Annotated in this window: 18 protein-coding genes; 14 read left to right on the top strand and 4 right to left on the bottom strand. The window is 60.8% G+C overall.

Annotation, left to right across the window (positions count from 1 at the left end):
• Positions 1 to 157: 157 nt before the first annotated feature.
• From V8689_RS10145 to V8689_RS10135, 3 genes are all read left to right on the top strand, one after another.
• A complete protein-coding gene (locus V8689_RS10145; RefSeq protein WP_003190182.1) occupies positions 158 to 439 on the top strand; it encodes a hypothetical protein in 282 nt (93 codons plus the stop codon).
• 99 nt (positions 440 to 538) lie between these two features.
• Positions 539 to 1,270, top strand: coding sequence for an SDR family oxidoreductase (locus tag V8689_RS10140; RefSeq protein ID WP_056788382.1), 732 nt, complete (start codon positions 539 to 541; stop codon positions 1,268 to 1,270).
• Positions 1,271 to 1,304: 34 nt separating this feature from the next.
• Entirely contained in the window at positions 1,305 to 1,895 is a 591-nt protein-coding gene (locus tag V8689_RS10135; RefSeq protein WP_056788386.1) for a 2-hydroxychromene-2-carboxylate isomerase, read from the top strand.
• Between the two features lie 38 nt (positions 1,896 to 1,933).
• Here V8689_RS10135 and V8689_RS10130 read toward each other — a convergent pair whose 3' ends face one another.
• The 3 genes from V8689_RS10130 to V8689_RS10120 form a co-directional block, all read right to left on the bottom strand.
• On the bottom strand, positions 1,934 to 3,742 hold the full coding sequence (locus V8689_RS10130) for an aminopeptidase P family protein (protein WP_056788389.1): 1,809 nt from the start codon (positions 3,740 to 3,742) through the stop codon (positions 1,934 to 1,936).
• Positions 3,743 to 3,791: 49 nt separating this feature from the next.
• Entirely contained in the window at positions 3,792 to 4,952 is a 1,161-nt protein-coding gene (locus V8689_RS10125; protein ID WP_056788391.1) for a cysteine desulfurase family protein, read from the bottom strand.
• 232 nt (positions 4,953 to 5,184) lie between these two features.
• Positions 5,185 to 5,454, bottom strand: coding sequence for a hypothetical protein (locus V8689_RS10120; protein ID WP_056788394.1), 270 nt, complete (start codon positions 5,452 to 5,454; stop codon positions 5,185 to 5,187).
• Between the two features lie 267 nt (positions 5,455 to 5,721).
• On the opposite strand from V8689_RS10120, the gene V8689_RS10115 reads away from it, so the two are divergent.
• Complete coding sequence (locus V8689_RS10115; protein WP_056788398.1) at positions 5,722 to 6,819, top strand: sigma-54 interaction domain-containing protein; 1,098 nt, start codon at positions 5,722 to 5,724, stop codon at positions 6,817 to 6,819.
• Here the strand turns inward: V8689_RS10115 and V8689_RS10110 are convergent.
• Positions 6,808 to 7,173 (bottom strand): antibiotic biosynthesis monooxygenase, encoded by a 366-nt coding sequence (locus V8689_RS10110; RefSeq protein ID WP_056788401.1) that lies wholly within the window; start codon positions 7,171 to 7,173, stop codon positions 6,808 to 6,810. The two genes, V8689_RS10115 and V8689_RS10110, sit on opposite strands and share 12 nt — an antisense overlap.
• Before the next feature lie 100 nt (positions 7,174 to 7,273).
• On the opposite strand from V8689_RS10110, the gene soxR reads away from it, so the two are divergent.
• The 10 genes from soxR to V8689_RS10060 all read left to right on the top strand — a co-directional run bounded on the left by soxR (position 7,274) and on the right by V8689_RS10060 (position 14,764).
• Positions 7,274 to 7,723 (top strand): redox-sensitive transcriptional activator SoxR, encoded by a 450-nt coding sequence (gene soxR / locus V8689_RS10105; protein WP_056788405.1) that lies wholly within the window; start codon positions 7,274 to 7,276, stop codon positions 7,721 to 7,723.
• An 85-nt stretch (positions 7,724 to 7,808) separates the two neighbouring features.
• Positions 7,809 to 8,270, top strand: a complete 462-nt coding sequence (locus V8689_RS10100; protein WP_056788407.1) for a VOC family protein — start codon at positions 7,809 to 7,811, stop codon at positions 8,268 to 8,270.
• Positions 8,271 to 8,619: 349 nt separating this feature from the next.
• On the top strand, positions 8,620 to 9,822 hold the full coding sequence (locus V8689_RS10095; RefSeq protein WP_056788410.1) for a PepSY-associated TM helix domain-containing protein: 1,203 nt from the start codon (positions 8,620 to 8,622) through the stop codon (positions 9,820 to 9,822).
• On the top strand, positions 9,819 to 10,355 hold the full coding sequence (locus V8689_RS10090; RefSeq protein ID WP_056788413.1) for a hypothetical protein: 537 nt from the start codon (positions 9,819 to 9,821) through the stop codon (positions 10,353 to 10,355). Before V8689_RS10095 ends, V8689_RS10090 begins: the two co-directional genes overlap by 4 nt.
• A complete protein-coding gene (locus tag V8689_RS10085; RefSeq protein ID WP_014717808.1) occupies positions 10,352 to 10,675 on the top strand; it encodes a hypothetical protein in 324 nt (107 codons plus the stop codon). The genes V8689_RS10090 and V8689_RS10085 overlap by 4 nt, the downstream gene beginning before the upstream one ends.
• Positions 10,672 to 11,232 (top strand): DUF6162 family protein, encoded by a 561-nt coding sequence (locus V8689_RS10080; protein WP_014717807.1) that lies wholly within the window; start codon positions 10,672 to 10,674, stop codon positions 11,230 to 11,232. Before V8689_RS10085 ends, V8689_RS10080 begins: the two co-directional genes overlap by 4 nt.
• A 19-nt stretch (positions 11,233 to 11,251) precedes the next feature.
• On the top strand, positions 11,252 to 12,172 hold the full coding sequence (locus V8689_RS10075) for a metal ABC transporter substrate-binding protein (protein WP_003190157.1): 921 nt from the start codon (positions 11,252 to 11,254) through the stop codon (positions 12,170 to 12,172).
• Positions 12,169 to 12,915 carry a metal ABC transporter ATP-binding protein gene (locus tag V8689_RS10070; RefSeq protein WP_056788415.1) on the top strand — a complete coding sequence of 249 codons (747 nt, stop codon included), beginning with the start codon at positions 12,169 to 12,171 and terminating at the stop codon, positions 12,913 to 12,915. The genes V8689_RS10075 and V8689_RS10070 overlap by 4 nt, the downstream gene beginning before the upstream one ends.
• The gene (locus tag V8689_RS10065) at positions 12,912 to 13,811 is read left to right on the top strand and encodes a metal ABC transporter permease (RefSeq protein ID WP_003190154.1); all 900 of its coding nucleotides are present in this window, start codon (positions 12,912 to 12,914) and stop codon (positions 13,809 to 13,811) included. The genes V8689_RS10070 and V8689_RS10065 overlap by 4 nt, the downstream gene beginning before the upstream one ends.
• Positions 13,811 to 14,764 carry a metal ABC transporter solute-binding protein, Zn/Mn family gene (locus V8689_RS10060; RefSeq protein ID WP_056788416.1) on the top strand — a complete coding sequence of 318 codons (954 nt, stop codon included), beginning with the start codon at positions 13,811 to 13,813 and terminating at the stop codon, positions 14,762 to 14,764. The genes V8689_RS10065 and V8689_RS10060 overlap by 1 nt, the downstream gene beginning before the upstream one ends.
• Positions 14,765 to 14,769: the final 5 nt, after the last annotated feature.

The raw sequence follows: 14,769 nt of genomic DNA, 5'->3' as shown, positions 1-14,769 counted from the left end.
TTAAAGCCAGCTCTGGTATTTGCCGCTCATTTAGGCCATGTTTAGGTCGTAACCGAATGTCATTCATGGAGAATTTCGACACGGACAGCATGAACGCTTCGCTCGAGAGCGAGTAAAGCGGCTCTGTTCTTTTGCAGGGCGGCTATTAAGGATGGGAATGAAACGAATTTTGATACTGTTGCTGGTTGTAGGCATCGCTGGCTGTGCTGCAACCACAAAAACAGAAGTGAAACGGGGTAAGAAAGGGCTGCATATCAACTGTTCGGGCCTGTCCTCCTCCTGGGACCAGTGCTACACCAGTGCAGCCAACTCATGCGGCGCCAAGGGGTACCGGGTGATCGCCAAATCCGGCGATAACTCCGAGGAGCCTGGGGACTACCCCTTCGGTCTCAACCCTGCCGGCTATACCAGCCGTAGCATGATCGTCATCTGCAAATAGTTACCCGAGCAGTCTGTCCTGACTGCTCATCTTTAAATCCCGGCCATTTGCGGCATGAAGGCTAAACTCCTGCTCGACCATCGAGTTAATGGAGTTCCCATGCCGCACAACAAGAAAATCGTATTAGTCGTGGGTGCCGGTGACGCAACAGGCGGCGCCATAGCCAAACGCTTTGCCCGCGAAGGCTACATCGCCTGCGTCACCCGCCGCAGCGCCGACAAACTGCAGCCCCTGGTAGACAGCATTCAGTCAGCCGGCGGTGAAGCCCATGGCTTTGCCTGTGATGCACGTAAAGAAGAAGACGTGATCGCACTGGTCGAGCAAATCGAAACCGAACTGGGGCCTATTGAAGCGTTCGTCTTCAACATCGGCGCCAATGTGCCTTGCAGCATTCTGGAAGAAACCGCGCGCAAGTACTTCAAGATCTGGGAGATGGCGTGCTTCTCTGGCTTCTTGAACGCACGGGAAGTCGCCAAACGCATGGTCACGCGTAACCGCGGCACTATCCTGTTCACCGGCGCCACCGCCGGCTTGCGCGGGAGCGCAGGGTTTGCCGCCTTCGCCGGCGCCAAACACGGGATACGCGCCCTGGCACAAAGCATGGCGCGGGAGTTAGGCCCGATGAACATCCATGTTGCCCATGTGGTGGTCGACGGCGCCATCGATACCGACTTCATCCGCGAGAATTTCCCGCAAAAGTACGCCCTCAAGGATCAGGACGCCCTCCTCAACCCAGACCATATTGCCGACAACTACTGGTTTCTGCACAACCAGCCACGGGACGCCTGGACGTTCGAACTGGACCTGCGCCCCTGGAACGAAACCTGGTGACTGCCCCTATAACAATAAGCAGCGAGTACAGACCATGAGTAAAACCCTGGAGTTTTTCTTTGATCTCGGCAGCCCCGCCACTTACCTGGCCTATACCCAGTTGCCAGCGCTGTGTGCCCAAACCGGCGCACAGGTGGTGTATCAACCGATGCTATTGGGCGGTGTATTCAAGGCCACGGGCAATGCCTCGCCGATCACGGTGCCCGCCAAGGGTCGCTACATGCTCGATGACCTGGCGCGTTACGCCAAACGCTACAACGTACCGCTCAGGTTCAACCCGCACTTTCCCATCAATACCTTGTTGCTGATGCGCGCTGTCACCGGCATTCAAATCCACCAGCCTGAGCGCTTCCTCGACTTCATCGACTGCCTGTTTCGCGCACTCTGGGTGGAAGGCCGTCACCTGGGCGACCCAGAGGTCGTGGCCAATGTGCTCACCGAACAGGGGTTCGATCCCGACCAGGTACTGGCCCTGTCCAATGATGCAGCCGTCAAGGACGCTCTCAAGGACAAAACCGAACAAGCCATTAAGCGCGGCGTGTTCGGCGCTCCCAGCTTCTTTGTAGGAAACCAGCTGTTCTTTGGCCAGGACCGTCTGGACTTTGTGCGTGAAGCCCTCAGCTAGATGTCGATTGCAGCCGGCAATGCCCCGGCTGCATCCGATCAAATCGCCGCAGTGCGCACCTGCAACCATTCAAGCGCTGCACTATCGAGCAGCGGGCTCAAACGCTCACGCACCTGGGCGTGATACGCGTTGAACCATTCACGCTCATCCGCCGTCAGCAACGACGGCTCCAGGCACCGGGTATCAATCGGGCACAGGGTCAGGGTTTCGAACTTGAGGAATTCGCCAAACTCGGTCTTGTCCGCTTCCCGGTTCAACACCAGGTTCTCGATGCGCACGCCCCAACGACCAGGGCGATAAGTACCCGGCTCAATTGAAGTGATCATCCCTGGCTGCATCGCCGTTTGTGGCGCTGCAGCGGCTTGATAGGCAATCACCTGCGGGCCCTCATGCACGTTGAGGAAATACCCTACGCCGTGGCCTGTACCGTGACCGTAGTCCACGCCTTCTGCCCAGATCGGCGCCCGGGCAATGGCATCCAGCAACGGTGAAAGAATGCCCTTGGGGAACTGCGCACGGGACAGGGCAATCACGCCCTTGAGTACCCGCGTGCAATCGCGCTTTTGTTCTTCACTCGGTGTACCGATGGGCACCATCCGCGTGATGTCCGTGGTTCCGCCCAGGTACTGGCCGCCCGAGTCGATCAACAGCAAGCCATCACCTTCGATCAGCGCATGCTCTTCTTCGGTGGCGTGGTAATGCGGCATCGCGCCGTTGGCATTGAAGGCGGCAATGGTGTTGAAGCTCAGCGATACATAGCCTGGGCGGCGGGTACGTGCCGCGGTCAAGTGTTCGTCAATCGTCAGTTCGGTAATGCGCTCGCGGCCCAGGGCACTGTCGAGCCAGGCAAAGAATTCGCACAGCGCCGCACCATCCTGCTCCATGGCTTGGCGGATATGTTCCGCGTCTGCCAGGCTCTTGCGGGATTTTGCCAGTGTGGTGGGGTTGAGGCTTTCAACCAGCTTGACGCCCGCGTCGAGGTTTTCCAGCAAGCCGGCAGTGACGCGGGCGGGGTCCACTTGCAAGCTTGCGCCCGCCGGTACCGCTCGCAGCGCTTGCGCCACCTCGCTGTAATCACGCAGGGTCACGCCATCCTGCTCAAGCACCGCCCGCAGTTGCGCATCGACCTTGCCCAACGCCACAAACAAAGTGGCCTGCTGTTGATTGATCAAGGCAAAGGACACAAACACCGGATTGAATGACACATCAGCGCCGCGCAGGTTGAATAGCCAGGCGATGTCATCCAGCGTCGCGATGAAATGCCAGTCGGCGCCCTTGTCTTTCAAACTGGCACGCAAGGCGGTCAGTTTTTCGCCACGACTGACGGTGGCCTGGGGCGGCAGATGCTGATAGATGGGCTGGTTCGGCAGCGCCGGGCGGTCTTGCCAGACTTCATTGAGTACATCGATATCGGTACGCAGACGCGCGCCACGCTCGGCCAACTTGCCACCCAGGGTGCGTGCCGAGGCCACGGCCATGACCGCACCGTCCACCGCCACCACGCCACCCTCAGGGGTTTGCTCAGCCAGCCACTCCAGCGGCCCAGGCTGACCCGGTTGCAGCTTCACCAGCTCGATACCGCTGCCCTTGAGTTCCTTGGTCGCCTGTTCCCAGTAACGGCTATCCGCCCAGACCCCGGCAAACTCCGCCGTGACGATCAGGGTGCCCACCGAACCATGAAAGCCGGACAACCACTGACGCCCTTGCCAGTAACCCGGCAAATATTCGGACAGGTGCGGGTCCGCCGATGGCACCAGCAGGGCATGAATGCCTTCGCGGCGCATCAATTCACGGGTGTGCGCCAGGCGCTGGGGAACCGTTCCATGGGTCAAAGGCTGCGTACTCATTGTGTCTCCTGCTAACCACTAATAATTGTTATGTGTTGCGAATGATAAATCAGACCGCCCAGAATGCCGGCGCGCTCGCCAACGCAGCCTTGATCAACTGCGCGGCCTGGTCGATATCCTGCTCGGTGGTGAACCGGCCCAGGCTCAAGCGAATAGTGCGAGCGGCACTGCGAGCGTCATGCCCCAAGGCCAGGAGCACATGGGACGGCGCATTGCTGGCCGAATTGCACGCTGAGGTCGCGGAAAAGGCAATGCCTGCACTCAATGCGGCTGAATTGAATTCGCCTTCGCTGAAGGTGAGGCTGAGCGTGTGCGGAATACGCTGGGTTGGGCTGCCATTAAGACGCAACCCGGCAACCGACGCCAGCTGATCCAGCAAGCGCTGGCGCAACGCGACAATCGTGGCCTTCTCATCGGCGAACGACGCCGCCGCCAGGGCAAACGCCGTGCCCATGCCGGCAATCTGGTGGGTCGCCAGGGTGCCGGAGCGCAAACCGCCTTCGTGGCCACCCCCGTGAATCTGCGCCAATACCTTCTGCTGCGCCCGCGGCCCGACATATAACGCGCCGATGCCCTTGGGTCCATACAGCTTGTGAGCAGAGAACGACATCAGGTCCACCGGCCACTGGGCCAGGTCGATAGCCACCTTGCCCGCCCCTTGCGCCGCGTCCACATGGAACAACGCGCCCTGCTCACGCACCCGCGCGCCAATGGCCGGGATATCGTTGAGGGTTCCCAGTTCGTTGTTGACCAGCATCAGCGAGACAAGAAAGGTGTCCTCGCGCAAGGCTTCGCTGACCGCCTCGACGCTGATCAAGCCGTCTGCATCCGGTACCAGGTAAGTCACTGCCACACCGGCTTCCTGCAATTGCCTCGCGGTGTCCAGCGTGGCCTTGTGTTCGATCTGGCTGGTGATGATATGCCCACCCGCCACACCACGGGCCTGGGCCACGCCCTTGAGCGCAAGGTTGTTGGATTCTGTGGCACCGGAGGTCCAAACGATCTGCTCGGCCTGCGCCCCCACCAACTCGGCCACCTGGCGACGCGCCTGCTCAACCTTCTGCCGGGCCGCTTGGCCGAATGCATGGGAACTGGACGCAGGGTTGCCGAAGTGGGCGTTGAAACCCAGACACTCGACCATCACCTGGATAACTCGCTCATCCACCGGCGTGGTGGCGGCATAGTCGAAATACAACGGACGTTTATTCATGAGGTTAAAACTCGCAGAGCGTATTCCCAAGAGCAGCGTCTCGGGGGGCATCGACCGGAACAGAGGTCGTCAGGTTTAACCGATCGAATGCCATTAAAGAAGGTAACTTTATTTAAATGTGCGTAGGAACGCTCCTGAAATTGAGCTTAACAGGCTGAAGTAGCCACATGGCAAACAAAAAGCCCGAGGTTCCTTGTGGGAAGCCTCGGGCTTTTTGCTGCAAGAAGCGCGCTCAACTGGGGCGGCCATGCAGGACCACGCTGCGCTCGGCGTTCATTTCGCCCTGGCGATCATAACCGAAAGGCTGCTTTGGCTGACCAAGCAACGCGGCACGCTGGCGTTGATAGTCATCAAAAGACAAGCCGCGACGGCCCAGGGCCTCCAGGGCCAACTGCTTGGTTTCCTCGGCCGTATAGGGACGCAACTCCGGGGAAGGCTGGGTCGCACAACCCGCAAGGACAGAGGTGACAAGTAAAAAGGAAACAGCGAGGAGACGGTTCATGGCGATGGCCCTGCGAAGGTGGTTTCGAGTCAATGAACACAGGCTACTCCCGGCCCTTCTCGCTGAAAAATCATCGTCCGTGATAGTCGCTATCACGCGTATCGGCGCCTACGGCGGAAACGCCTACATATTCATTTAAGTTCTATAAATATAGAAACACCTTCATTTACGAATTAAGACGCTACCTCTATAAAGACCTTGCGCGCAGCCCGCTGCCCATCAGGCAACAGCCCTTCAACAAAGCCCGAATTCCCATGAGAGGTCACCATGCAGCTGTTCACCCTGCCGCCCTCGCCTGCCCTAGCCACCTCGATCCGCGCCACAGCCCAGGTCTTCGAAGACCCAAAGTCCCAGGCCCTGCTCGACCATATCCAGCAAGTGGCCCCCAGCGAAGCCAGCGTGCTGATCATTGGCGAAACCGGCACCGGCAAAGAACTTGTTGCGCGGCATATCCATCACCTCAGTACGCGGCGCAACCGGCCCTTCGTGGCGGTGAACTGCGGGGCCTTTTCGCAATCCCTGGTGGAAGCCGAGTTGTTCGGCCATGAGAAAGGCGCCTTTACCGGTGCCCTCAGCGCCAAGGCCGGCTGGTTCGAAGAGGCTGACGGCGGCACCTTGTTTCTGGATGAGATCGGCGATTTGCCGATGGCCATCCAGGTCAAGCTGCTGCGGGTGCTACAGGAGCGCGAAGTGGTGCGCCTGGGTTCGCGCAAGAGCATTGCAATCGATGTGCGAGTCCTGGCCGCCACCAATGTACAGCTGGAGAAAGCCATCAACGCCGGGCGTTTCCGGGAAGACCTCTACTACCGCCTCAATGTCGTCAGCCTGGCATTGCGCCCGCTGCGCGAACGTACCGGCGATATCCTGCCGCTGACCCGGCACTTCATCCAAACCTACAGCCAGCGCCTGGGTTACAGCCCGATCAGCGTGAGCCACCTGGCCGAGCATAAACTCAAGCGCTACAGCTGGCCGGGCAATATTCGTGAGCTGGAGAACGTGATTCATCACACCCTGCTGATCTGCCGCAACGCTGTGATCGAACCCGACGACCTGCGCCTATCGGGCCTGCGCATCGAACGCCAGAACGACAGCGACGCCGATCCCAGTGCAGAAGCTCTGCTGGCGCGGGCGTTTCAAAAGCTCTTCGAGGAACAGTCCGGCGCCCTGCATGAAAAGGTCGAGGACGCTTTATTGCGCGCTGCTTATCACTTCAGCCACCACAACCAAGTGCACACCGCCAACTTGCTGGGACTGAGCCGCAACGTCGCTCGCGCTCGCCTGATCAAGATCGGCGAACTGGCGGTAAACAAGCGCAGGCCCGGGGAAAATGTGCAAGGCGAACGGATGCTGCATCTATCCATTTAGTCGGCAGTGCAAGGCATCGTCCTGACTTCGCTCAAAACTGCGCAGTACCTGAAATGCGCCAAAGGTCACGGCCGTGGCCCGGTGAGCACGGATCAGCGTCCAGAAATCTTCGCCGCCTTGCTCAAAACTTTTGAAGGCGGCCTCACCCTCCTCGCGCGATTGCCACTGCAAATAATTGAGCACCCTGCGCCCGTCATCGCTGACCTGTACGCTGGCACTCAAGAAGCCGCCATGGCGCACGGCCAGACGCTCGCTCTGGGTGGTCAAGGCGGCCACCAGAGCAGATTGCTGACGGGGTTCGATGTGAAATTCGATCAGTTGAGTGAAGCTGCGACTCTTCTCTGATACCGGCATGAAAACTCCCCTCTCTCTGTAGGCAGAATCTTGCGATTCGATGCCACGCAGGGTAAAACCTCTAGTTAAGTCGAGGTCAAGCACTGTTTGGGAGAGGTTCATGCTCACTAAGGAACTCAGCGTCGGTCAACTCGCTGCCCGCAGCGGCGTGGCGGTAACTGCCCTGCACTTCTACGAGGCCAAAGGGCTGATCAAGAGCAATCGCAATGCCGGTAACCAGCGGCGTTACCCACGGGATGTGCTGCGCAGGGTGGTGCTGATCAAGATCGCCCAGCGCTTGGGCATTCCGCTGGCCAACATTGGCGAGGCATTGCAGGCCTTGCCCGATGGGCGCACACCCAATGCTCAAGACTGGGAGCGCCTGTCGGCGTTGTGGCGCGAAGACCTGGATGAGCGCATCAACAAGCTGATGCTACTGCGCGACAAGCTCAATGGCTGTATCGGTTGCGGGTGCTTGTCGATGGAGGCGTGCCCGTTGCGCAATCAGGACGATAAGCTCGCTGAGCATGGGCCAGGCGCCCAGTTGCTGGAGCCCACCACACAGCCTTGATAAAAAGCACCTCGTCGGCTGCCCGCAGGCTACGCATTACGTGGCCTATAGTGAAATGCTCGTACCTCGACTCAAGGAGAACGTTATGAGCGTTAAAGCTATTCCCGAGGGTTATCACGGCATTACACCCTATCTGGGCATCAATGAGGCCGCAAAGGCGATCGAGTTCTACAAGAAGGCCTTTGGCGCCTCAGTGTTCATGCGCCTGGACATGCCTGACGGCAGGGTCGGCCATGCGGAGCTGCGCATTGGCGAAGCGGTGATCATGCTGGGCACGCCCTGCGACGAAACGGCCCTGCGCAACCCGGACGCACATCCCAGTGTCGGCCTGCACCTGTATGTGAATGACGTGGACAAACAATTCAAACAGGCGGTTGATGCCGGCGCCAGCGAGGTGTCCAAACCGCAGGATCAGTTCTATGGGGATCGCTCGGCGAGTGTGAAGGATCCGTTCGGGCACCTGTGGTTCCTGGCCACCCATAAGGAAGACCTGACCGAGGAACAGATCCGTCAGCGTGCCATGAAAATGTTCAAGCAAGGCGGATAGTTGCAGCGCAATACACAACCAATGTGGGAGCGGGCTTGCTCGCGAAGGCGGCGCGTCAGTCAATGAGTCTGTCACTGAACCACCGCTATCGCAGGCAAGCCAGCTCCCACATTTAGACCTCAGCGCGTCAGATAGAAAGGCGTCTACTGGCAGGCCGTGATCTCAGGCAGCTCTATCCCAAAGGTTACGCCCCCCTGAAAGCGATCCTGAAACATTTTCTTTCATATCCCCCTTAGGGATTTCTCATTCTCATCCGTCTTAACTTAGATACAGCCTGTCGCGTCAGCAAAAGCTACGACTGGCCTTTTCCGGGCCTCCATCGCCCCCTCCGATCAAGACCCTCATTGATATGTCGAAGAAGTCACGCTCCAAACTCTGGTTTCTCGTCCATAGCTGGCTGGCGTTGCCCATCTGGTTCTTTGTACTGATCGTCTGCGTCACCGGCACCCTGGCCGTGGTGAGCCAGGAAATCGTGTGGCTGGCCAACCCGGATATCCGCGCCAGCAAGCCGTCGGATGACGCTCAGCCGTTGAGCTACGACCAAGTGATCGCCGCCATCAAACGCGAAGAGCCCCGGGTGTTCGTTCAGTCAATCAGCCGCCCCGACGAATCCCATTTCGCTCTGAGCGTAGACCTCAGCTATCCCGACGGGCGCTCGGTCGAGGTCTACGTCAACCCCTACACCGGAGCAATTCAGGGCATAAGCCCTTCGTTCAATTTCCAGGAATTCACTCGCGCCCTGCACGGTTGGTGGCTTGTACCGTTCACCAACGGCTACAGTTGGGGCTGGTATTTGGTCTCTGCCCTCGGTATTCCGTTGCTTGCTTCACTGGTCACAGGACTGGTGGTTTACAAGAAGTTCTGGAAGGGCTTCCTACGCCCGACACTGCGTGTGCGCCACGGTGCACGGATTTTCTGGGGCGACTTCCACCGGTTGAGCGGCATCTGGTCGATCTGGTTCATTGCTGTGATTGCCGTCACCGGCATCTGGTTCCTGATCCGTGCCATCCTGGGGGACAACCACATTTCGATTTCCACCGAGCCCGTCATTCCGGTGATTGCCCGGGATAAGGTGCCAATGTCGGCGCCTGGCGTACCGGCGCCGATGATTCCCGTCGATGACGCGATCAAAATCGCCACGCAGCGTATCCCCGGCCTGGAGCCAAGTTTCATCAGCCTTCCCATGAATGCTTACAGCCACCTGCAGATCGGCGGACGGGGCTGGTATCCGTTGATGTACCAGACTGCGCAGATCAACCCCTATGACGGGGAGGTCGCCGCCGCGCACCTGCTGTCCGACCGCTCGAAACTGGAATTTGTCACCGAGTCGATGCGCCCGCTGCACACCGGTGACTTCGGCGGCTTGTGGATCAAGCTGATCTGGGCATTCTTCGGCCTGGTGCTGAGCATGATGGTATTGAGCGGCTTGCTGATCTGGACCAAGCGCACCGCCCTGGCCACCCTCAACGCCCTCAAGCGGGAAACTAAGACGCAACGTCAATCCGCTTCCATCCCGGCCATGCACGCTAAAACCTCGGAGGCCCAGCGATGAGCAAGGTCGCGACCGTACCGCCGTCCCCGCTGCGCGCCTTTTGGCTGAAATGGCGTTTCCATATCAACATCCTGCTGTTGCTGGTGCCGTTGGGGTTCATGCCCAAGTACTTTGCCGACGCCGCACTGTTTCGCGGGGATACCGGCATCGGCGAGCGCGTGGCCGGGCAGGTGCAAGTCGGCCCCTGGAGCCTCACGCTGGCTGAGTTTCGTAACAAAGGCCCGAGCCCGAACCCGGCTGGCCCGATGAAGTTCTTCAACGCCGCCCTGTGTGACGCCTGTGCCGAGCAGGTCAAGGCCACTTACCTGCGTATCGGCAAACCCCGCAGCCTGCGCGCCGCCGGGGTGATCTTCTTCGGCACGCCGTACCGTATGGGCGCCGCCCTGCCCATACCAGAACGCACCCCGGTGGACGCCGAAATATGGGTGACCATGGAAGGCTGGGACGGCAGCATGCACCAGGGTTCCATCCCGCTGAGCCAGGCCTCGCCTGCCACCATTGCCTGGCTGAACAAGCAAGGAGTCAAACCATGACGTTCAAGCGCCTCACCCGCGCCGCGCTGTTGCTGTGCGCCGGCCTGAGTACCACCGCCTTTGCCCACAACCCGATGTGTGAATGCAAGGAAATCCCCGGCGAGCAGATCCAGTGCAAAGGCGGTTTCTCCGACGGCAGTGGCGCCCCCGGCGTAACCCTGGATGTGATCGGCTACGACGAAACCATCCTGGTGCCGGGCAAGCTCGGCGAGGATTCGACCCTGACCTTCAAGAAGCCAGCCGCCGAGTTCTACGTGCTGTTCGATGCCGGCCCCGGCCACGTGGTAGAAATCGACCAAGCGGATATCCCGTCGCAATGAGTACCACACAGGTTGTACGCCCCGCTGGCGCGGGCCACGAAACCCTTTATGTGCTGCTGTTGTGCCTGATCATCCTCGCGGTGGCGGGTACAGTCGTGGCGCTGCACGGGGAAACCCAGGAAGTCGCGGCGGTGCCAAGCCACCAGTTGGATGCCCGCCGCGACCTGAGCGCCGCCGAGCAAGGCATCTATGCCGATTTGCGGGTGACCCTGGATGAAATCCACCTGTTGCAGCAGGAGCACAGCGCCCTGCCGACGCCTGAGCAACTGGCCGAAGAAGGCTTCGCGCCGTTTGCCCAGGACGCCAGTTCGGTCAGCCGTGGCGGCCATCGCTGGCAGTTGCTGGCACCCGCCGCCTACCTGGGCTTGAGCCAGGCGCCGGCCACCAGCGGTTCGCTGCTGATGCGCGTGCAGGGCAGTGAGCCGGATATCTGGCTCAACCGCAGCGCCAACCTTGCCGCCCCGTCCGACCTCACTGACCAGGCGCTGATCGCGGCCGGCTGGCAGCAGGTGGTCGCGCAATTCGATGCCGGCGTCACCCGCCAGCACCGTCACTGAACGAGAAGACCGATTGCCCATGTCTATGTCATCGCCCCTGTTACGCCTGTTAATGGTTGGCCTGTTCAGCCTGATGCTCGCCCCACTAGCCAACGCCGAGGCCGCCAAGCGCCTGCGTATCGGCATTACCTTGCACCCCTATTACAGCTACGTAGCCAATATCGTGGGCGACAAAGCCGAAGTGGTGCCGCTGATTCCCGCCGGTTTCAACCCTCACGCCTACGAGCCGCGCGCCGAAGACATCAAGCGCATCGGCACCCTGGATGTGATCGTGCTCAACGGCGTCGGCCATGACGACTTCGCCGACCGCATGATCGCCACCAGCGAGCGCCCGGACATCAAGGTGATCGAAGCCAACGCCAACGTGCCGCTGCTCGCCGCTACCGGTAACGCGGCACGCGGTGCGGGCAAGGTGGTCAACCCGCACACCTTCCTGTCGATCAGCGCGTCGATTGCCCAGGTCAATAACATTGCCCGTGAGTTGGGCAAGCTCGACCCGGACAACGCCAAAACCTACACCCAGAACGCCCGCGCCTACGGCAAGCGCCTGCGCCAGATGCGTGCCGACGCCCTGGCCAAGCTGACCAGCGCGCCCAACCCGGACCTGCGCGTCGCCACCGTGCACGCGGCCTATGACTACCTGTTGCGCGAGTTTGGCCTGGAAGTCACCGCCGTGGTCGAGCCGGCCCACGGTATCGAGCCAAGCCCCAGCCAGCTGAAAAAGACCATCGACGAACTGCGCGCCCTGGATGTGAAAGTAATCTTCTCGGAGATGGACTTCCCATCCACCTACGTCGATACCATCCAGCGTGAATCCGGGGTCAAGCTGTACCCGCTGTCGCATATTTCCTACGGCGAATACAGCGCCGAGAAGTACGAAGTAGAGATGACCGGCAACCTCAATACCGTGGTACGCGCGATTCAGGAGTCGGGAGCATGACCGCGGCGCAGCAACTGAACGCCGTCAGCGTCGGCCCCACTCTGAACTTCGACCAGGTCTCCCTGACCCTGGGGCGCACCGTGATCCTCGACGGCGTGAGTTTCCAGGTACAGCCGGGCAGCATCCATGCGCTGGTCGGCCCCAATGGCGGCGGTAAAAGCTCGCTGATCAAGACCCTGCTGGGGCAAACGCCCCATCAGGGGCGCTTGAGCCTGGAGTGGCCAACCACACCCGGCACCATCGGTTACGTGCCCCAGGCGCTGGAATTTGACCGGGGCCTGCCGATGACCGTGGACGATTTCATGGCTGCCATGTGCCAGCGTCGCCCGGCGTTTCTCAGCCTGTCCAGGCATTACGCGGCGGCGATTGGCGATGCCCTTGAGCGCGTCGGCATGCAAGACAAGCGCAAGCGCCGCATGGGCGCGCTGTCCGGCGGTGAGCGTCAGCGCGTGCTGCTGGCTCAGGGGCTGATTCCGGCGCCGCAATTGCTGGTGCTGGATGAGCCGATGTCGGCTCTCGATGAGGCCGGTATCCAGGTGTTCGAACGCTTGTTGACCGACTGGCGCCTGGCTGGGATTACCGTGCTGTGGATCGAGCACGACCTGGAGGCCGTGGGCCGCCTGGCCGACCGCGTCACTGGTCTTAACCGCCGCGTGCTGTTCGACGCCACACCGAAAGAGGCGCTGACCCCGGACCGCCTGCTCACTCTTTTCTCCACCCACCCTCGGAGCCCGGCGCCATGAGTTATGAAGCCTTTCGCTTGATGGTCCAGGGCTGGGCCTCTTCCGGTTACCTGCCCGAAGCCCTGGCCTACGGGTTTGTGGTCAACGCCCTGCTCGCCGGCTTGTTGATCGGCCCGGTACTCGGGGGCCTGGGTACGCTGGTGGTGGTCAAACGCTTTGCGTTTTTCTCCGAAGCCGTCGGCCATGCCGCGCTGACCGGCGTGGCCGTGGGCATCCTGCTGGGCGAACCCTATACCGGGCCCTATGGCAGCCTGTTTGGCTACTGCCTGCTGTTCGGCATCCTGCTCAATTACCTGCGTAACCGCACCGGCCTGGCGCCCGATACCTTGATCGGCGTGTTCCTGTCGGTATCCCTGGCACTGGGGGCAAGCCTGCTGCTGATCCTGGCCGGCAAGATTAACGTGCACATTCTCGAGAACGTGCTGTTTGGCTCGGTGCTGACGGTCAACGGCAACGACCTGCTGGTGCTGGCCATTGTCGGCTCGCTGGTGATGGCCCTGGCATTGCCGCTGTACAACCGCATCATGCTGGCCAGCTTCAACCCGCAATTGGCGGCAGTGCGTGGGGTGGCGGTGAAAAGCCTGGACTACCTGTTCGTGATCCTGGTGACCCTGATCACCGTGGCCGCGGTCAAGGTCATCGGCGCAATCCTGGTCGGTGCCTTGCTGGTGATTCCTGCCGCTGCGGCGCGCCTGTTGAGCCAGTCACTCAAAGGGTTTTTCTGGATCTCGGTGCTGATCGCTACCGTCAGCACCCTGTGCGGCATCCTGCTGCCGATCATCTTTGACCTGCCCATCCCCTCCGGCGCCGCCATCATTCTGGTTGCCGGTATCGCCTTCGCCTTCGCCGCCATCGCCCGTGGCGTTGTGCCCAGCCTCAAAGGGAATCTTGGATAATGCGCCCTGTCTTTCGCCCATTGGCCTTGGCCATCGCTTGCCTGATCAGTACGTCGGCGCTGGCCGTCGACGGTTTCGACGCCAAGGATTTCAAAGTCAACCAGGGTCTCGGTCACGCGGCCCTGACCAAGGCCAAGCAGCCGGTCAAGGTGCTGGCCTCGCTGCCGATTACCTACGGCCTGGCCGAGGCGCTGCTTAAAGGCACCGACGTAGCGCTTGAACGCGCCGCGCCGGCCAACCTGCCGGGTTCGCGGCAGGTGTCCTACTTCACCGGCCGCGGTGCTGCGGCACTGAACAAGTTGGCGCTGGACGCCGACGCGGCCATCGGCCTGCGCTCGCTGTGGGCCGATGACCCGCTGTACCCCGTGGCACGGCGCAGCAATATCCGCATCGTCGAAGTTGATGCCGCACGCCCGGTGGACGGTGGCTTGCCGGGTATCGCAGTACAACCGGGGGTCACCGATGGCTTGAACAGCCAACCCTGGCAATCAAGCAACAACATGGGGCGCATGGCCGACGTAATGGCCGCCGACCTGGGCCGCCTGGCCCCGGCAGCCAAACCCAGGATCGACGCCAACCTGGCCGCGCTCAAACAGCGTTTGCTCAAGCTCACCGCCGACAGCGAAGCGCGATTGGCCAAGGCCGACAACCTGAGTGTGGTCAGCTTGAGCGATCACTTTGCGTACCTAGTCAGCAGCCTGAACCTGGAAGTGCTCAGCACCGATGCACGGCCCGATGCCGAGTGGACGCCTGAGGCGCTGCAAAAACTCAGCAGCGCGTTGAAGGACAACGACGTAGCGGTGGTGCTGCATCACCGTCAACCGAGTGATGCGGTCAAAGCCGCCGTCACTGCCGGCGGCTCCAGGCTGTTGGTATTGAATGTGGACGGTGCCGACCCGGTGACAGAGCTGGAAAGCAATGTGGACCAAGTGATCAAGGCACTTACGCCCTAGGCAAG

The organism is Pseudomonas sp. AK181, from assembly GCF_051122975.1.
GTDB classification, from domain to species: Bacteria; Pseudomonadota; Gammaproteobacteria; order Pseudomonadales; family Pseudomonadaceae; genus Aquipseudomonas; species Aquipseudomonas lactis.
The sequence above is the reverse complement of the archived record's forward strand: the minus strand, read 5'-3'. Positions and strand labels throughout refer to the sequence as shown.

Coding starts and splice junctions, on each gene's coding strand:
- V8689_RS10080 (WP_014717807.1), top strand. CDS start 10,672: ATGAGTACCACACAGGTTGTACGCCCCGCTGGCGCGGGCCACGAAACC.
- V8689_RS10120 (WP_056788394.1), bottom strand. CDS start 5,454: ATGAACCGTCTCCTCGCTGTTTCCTTTTTACTTGTCACCTCTGTCCTT.
- V8689_RS10085 (WP_014717808.1), top strand. CDS start 10,352: ATGACGTTCAAGCGCCTCACCCGCGCCGCGCTGTTGCTGTGCGCCGGC.
- V8689_RS10070 (WP_056788415.1), top strand. CDS start 12,169: ATGACCGCGGCGCAGCAACTGAACGCCGTCAGCGTCGGCCCCACTCTG.
- V8689_RS10095 (WP_056788410.1), top strand. CDS start 8,620: ATGTCGAAGAAGTCACGCTCCAAACTCTGGTTTCTCGTCCATAGCTGG.
- V8689_RS10125 (WP_056788391.1), bottom strand. CDS start 4,952: ATGAATAAACGTCCGTTGTATTTCGACTATGCCGCCACCACGCCGGTG.
- soxR (WP_056788405.1), top strand. CDS start 7,274: ATGCTCACTAAGGAACTCAGCGTCGGTCAACTCGCTGCCCGCAGCGGC.
- V8689_RS10110 (WP_056788401.1), bottom strand. CDS start 7,173: ATGCCGGTATCAGAGAAGAGTCGCAGCTTCACTCAACTGATCGAATTT.
- V8689_RS10100 (WP_056788407.1), top strand. CDS start 7,809: ATGAGCGTTAAAGCTATTCCCGAGGGTTATCACGGCATTACACCCTAT.
- V8689_RS10090 (WP_056788413.1), top strand. CDS start 9,819: ATGAGCAAGGTCGCGACCGTACCGCCGTCCCCGCTGCGCGCCTTTTGG.
- V8689_RS10075 (WP_003190157.1), top strand. CDS start 11,252: ATGTCTATGTCATCGCCCCTGTTACGCCTGTTAATGGTTGGCCTGTTC.
- V8689_RS10140 (WP_056788382.1), top strand. CDS start 539: ATGCCGCACAACAAGAAAATCGTATTAGTCGTGGGTGCCGGTGACGCA.
- V8689_RS10065 (WP_003190154.1), top strand. CDS start 12,912: ATGAGTTATGAAGCCTTTCGCTTGATGGTCCAGGGCTGGGCCTCTTCC.
- V8689_RS10060 (WP_056788416.1), top strand. CDS start 13,811: ATGCGCCCTGTCTTTCGCCCATTGGCCTTGGCCATCGCTTGCCTGATC.
- V8689_RS10130 (WP_056788389.1), bottom strand. CDS start 3,742: ATGAGTACGCAGCCTTTGACCCATGGAACGGTTCCCCAGCGCCTGGCG.
- V8689_RS10145 (WP_003190182.1), top strand. CDS start 158: ATGAAACGAATTTTGATACTGTTGCTGGTTGTAGGCATCGCTGGCTGT.
- V8689_RS10115 (WP_056788398.1), top strand. CDS start 5,722: ATGCAGCTGTTCACCCTGCCGCCCTCGCCTGCCCTAGCCACCTCGATC.
- V8689_RS10135 (WP_056788386.1), top strand. CDS start 1,305: ATGAGTAAAACCCTGGAGTTTTTCTTTGATCTCGGCAGCCCCGCCACT.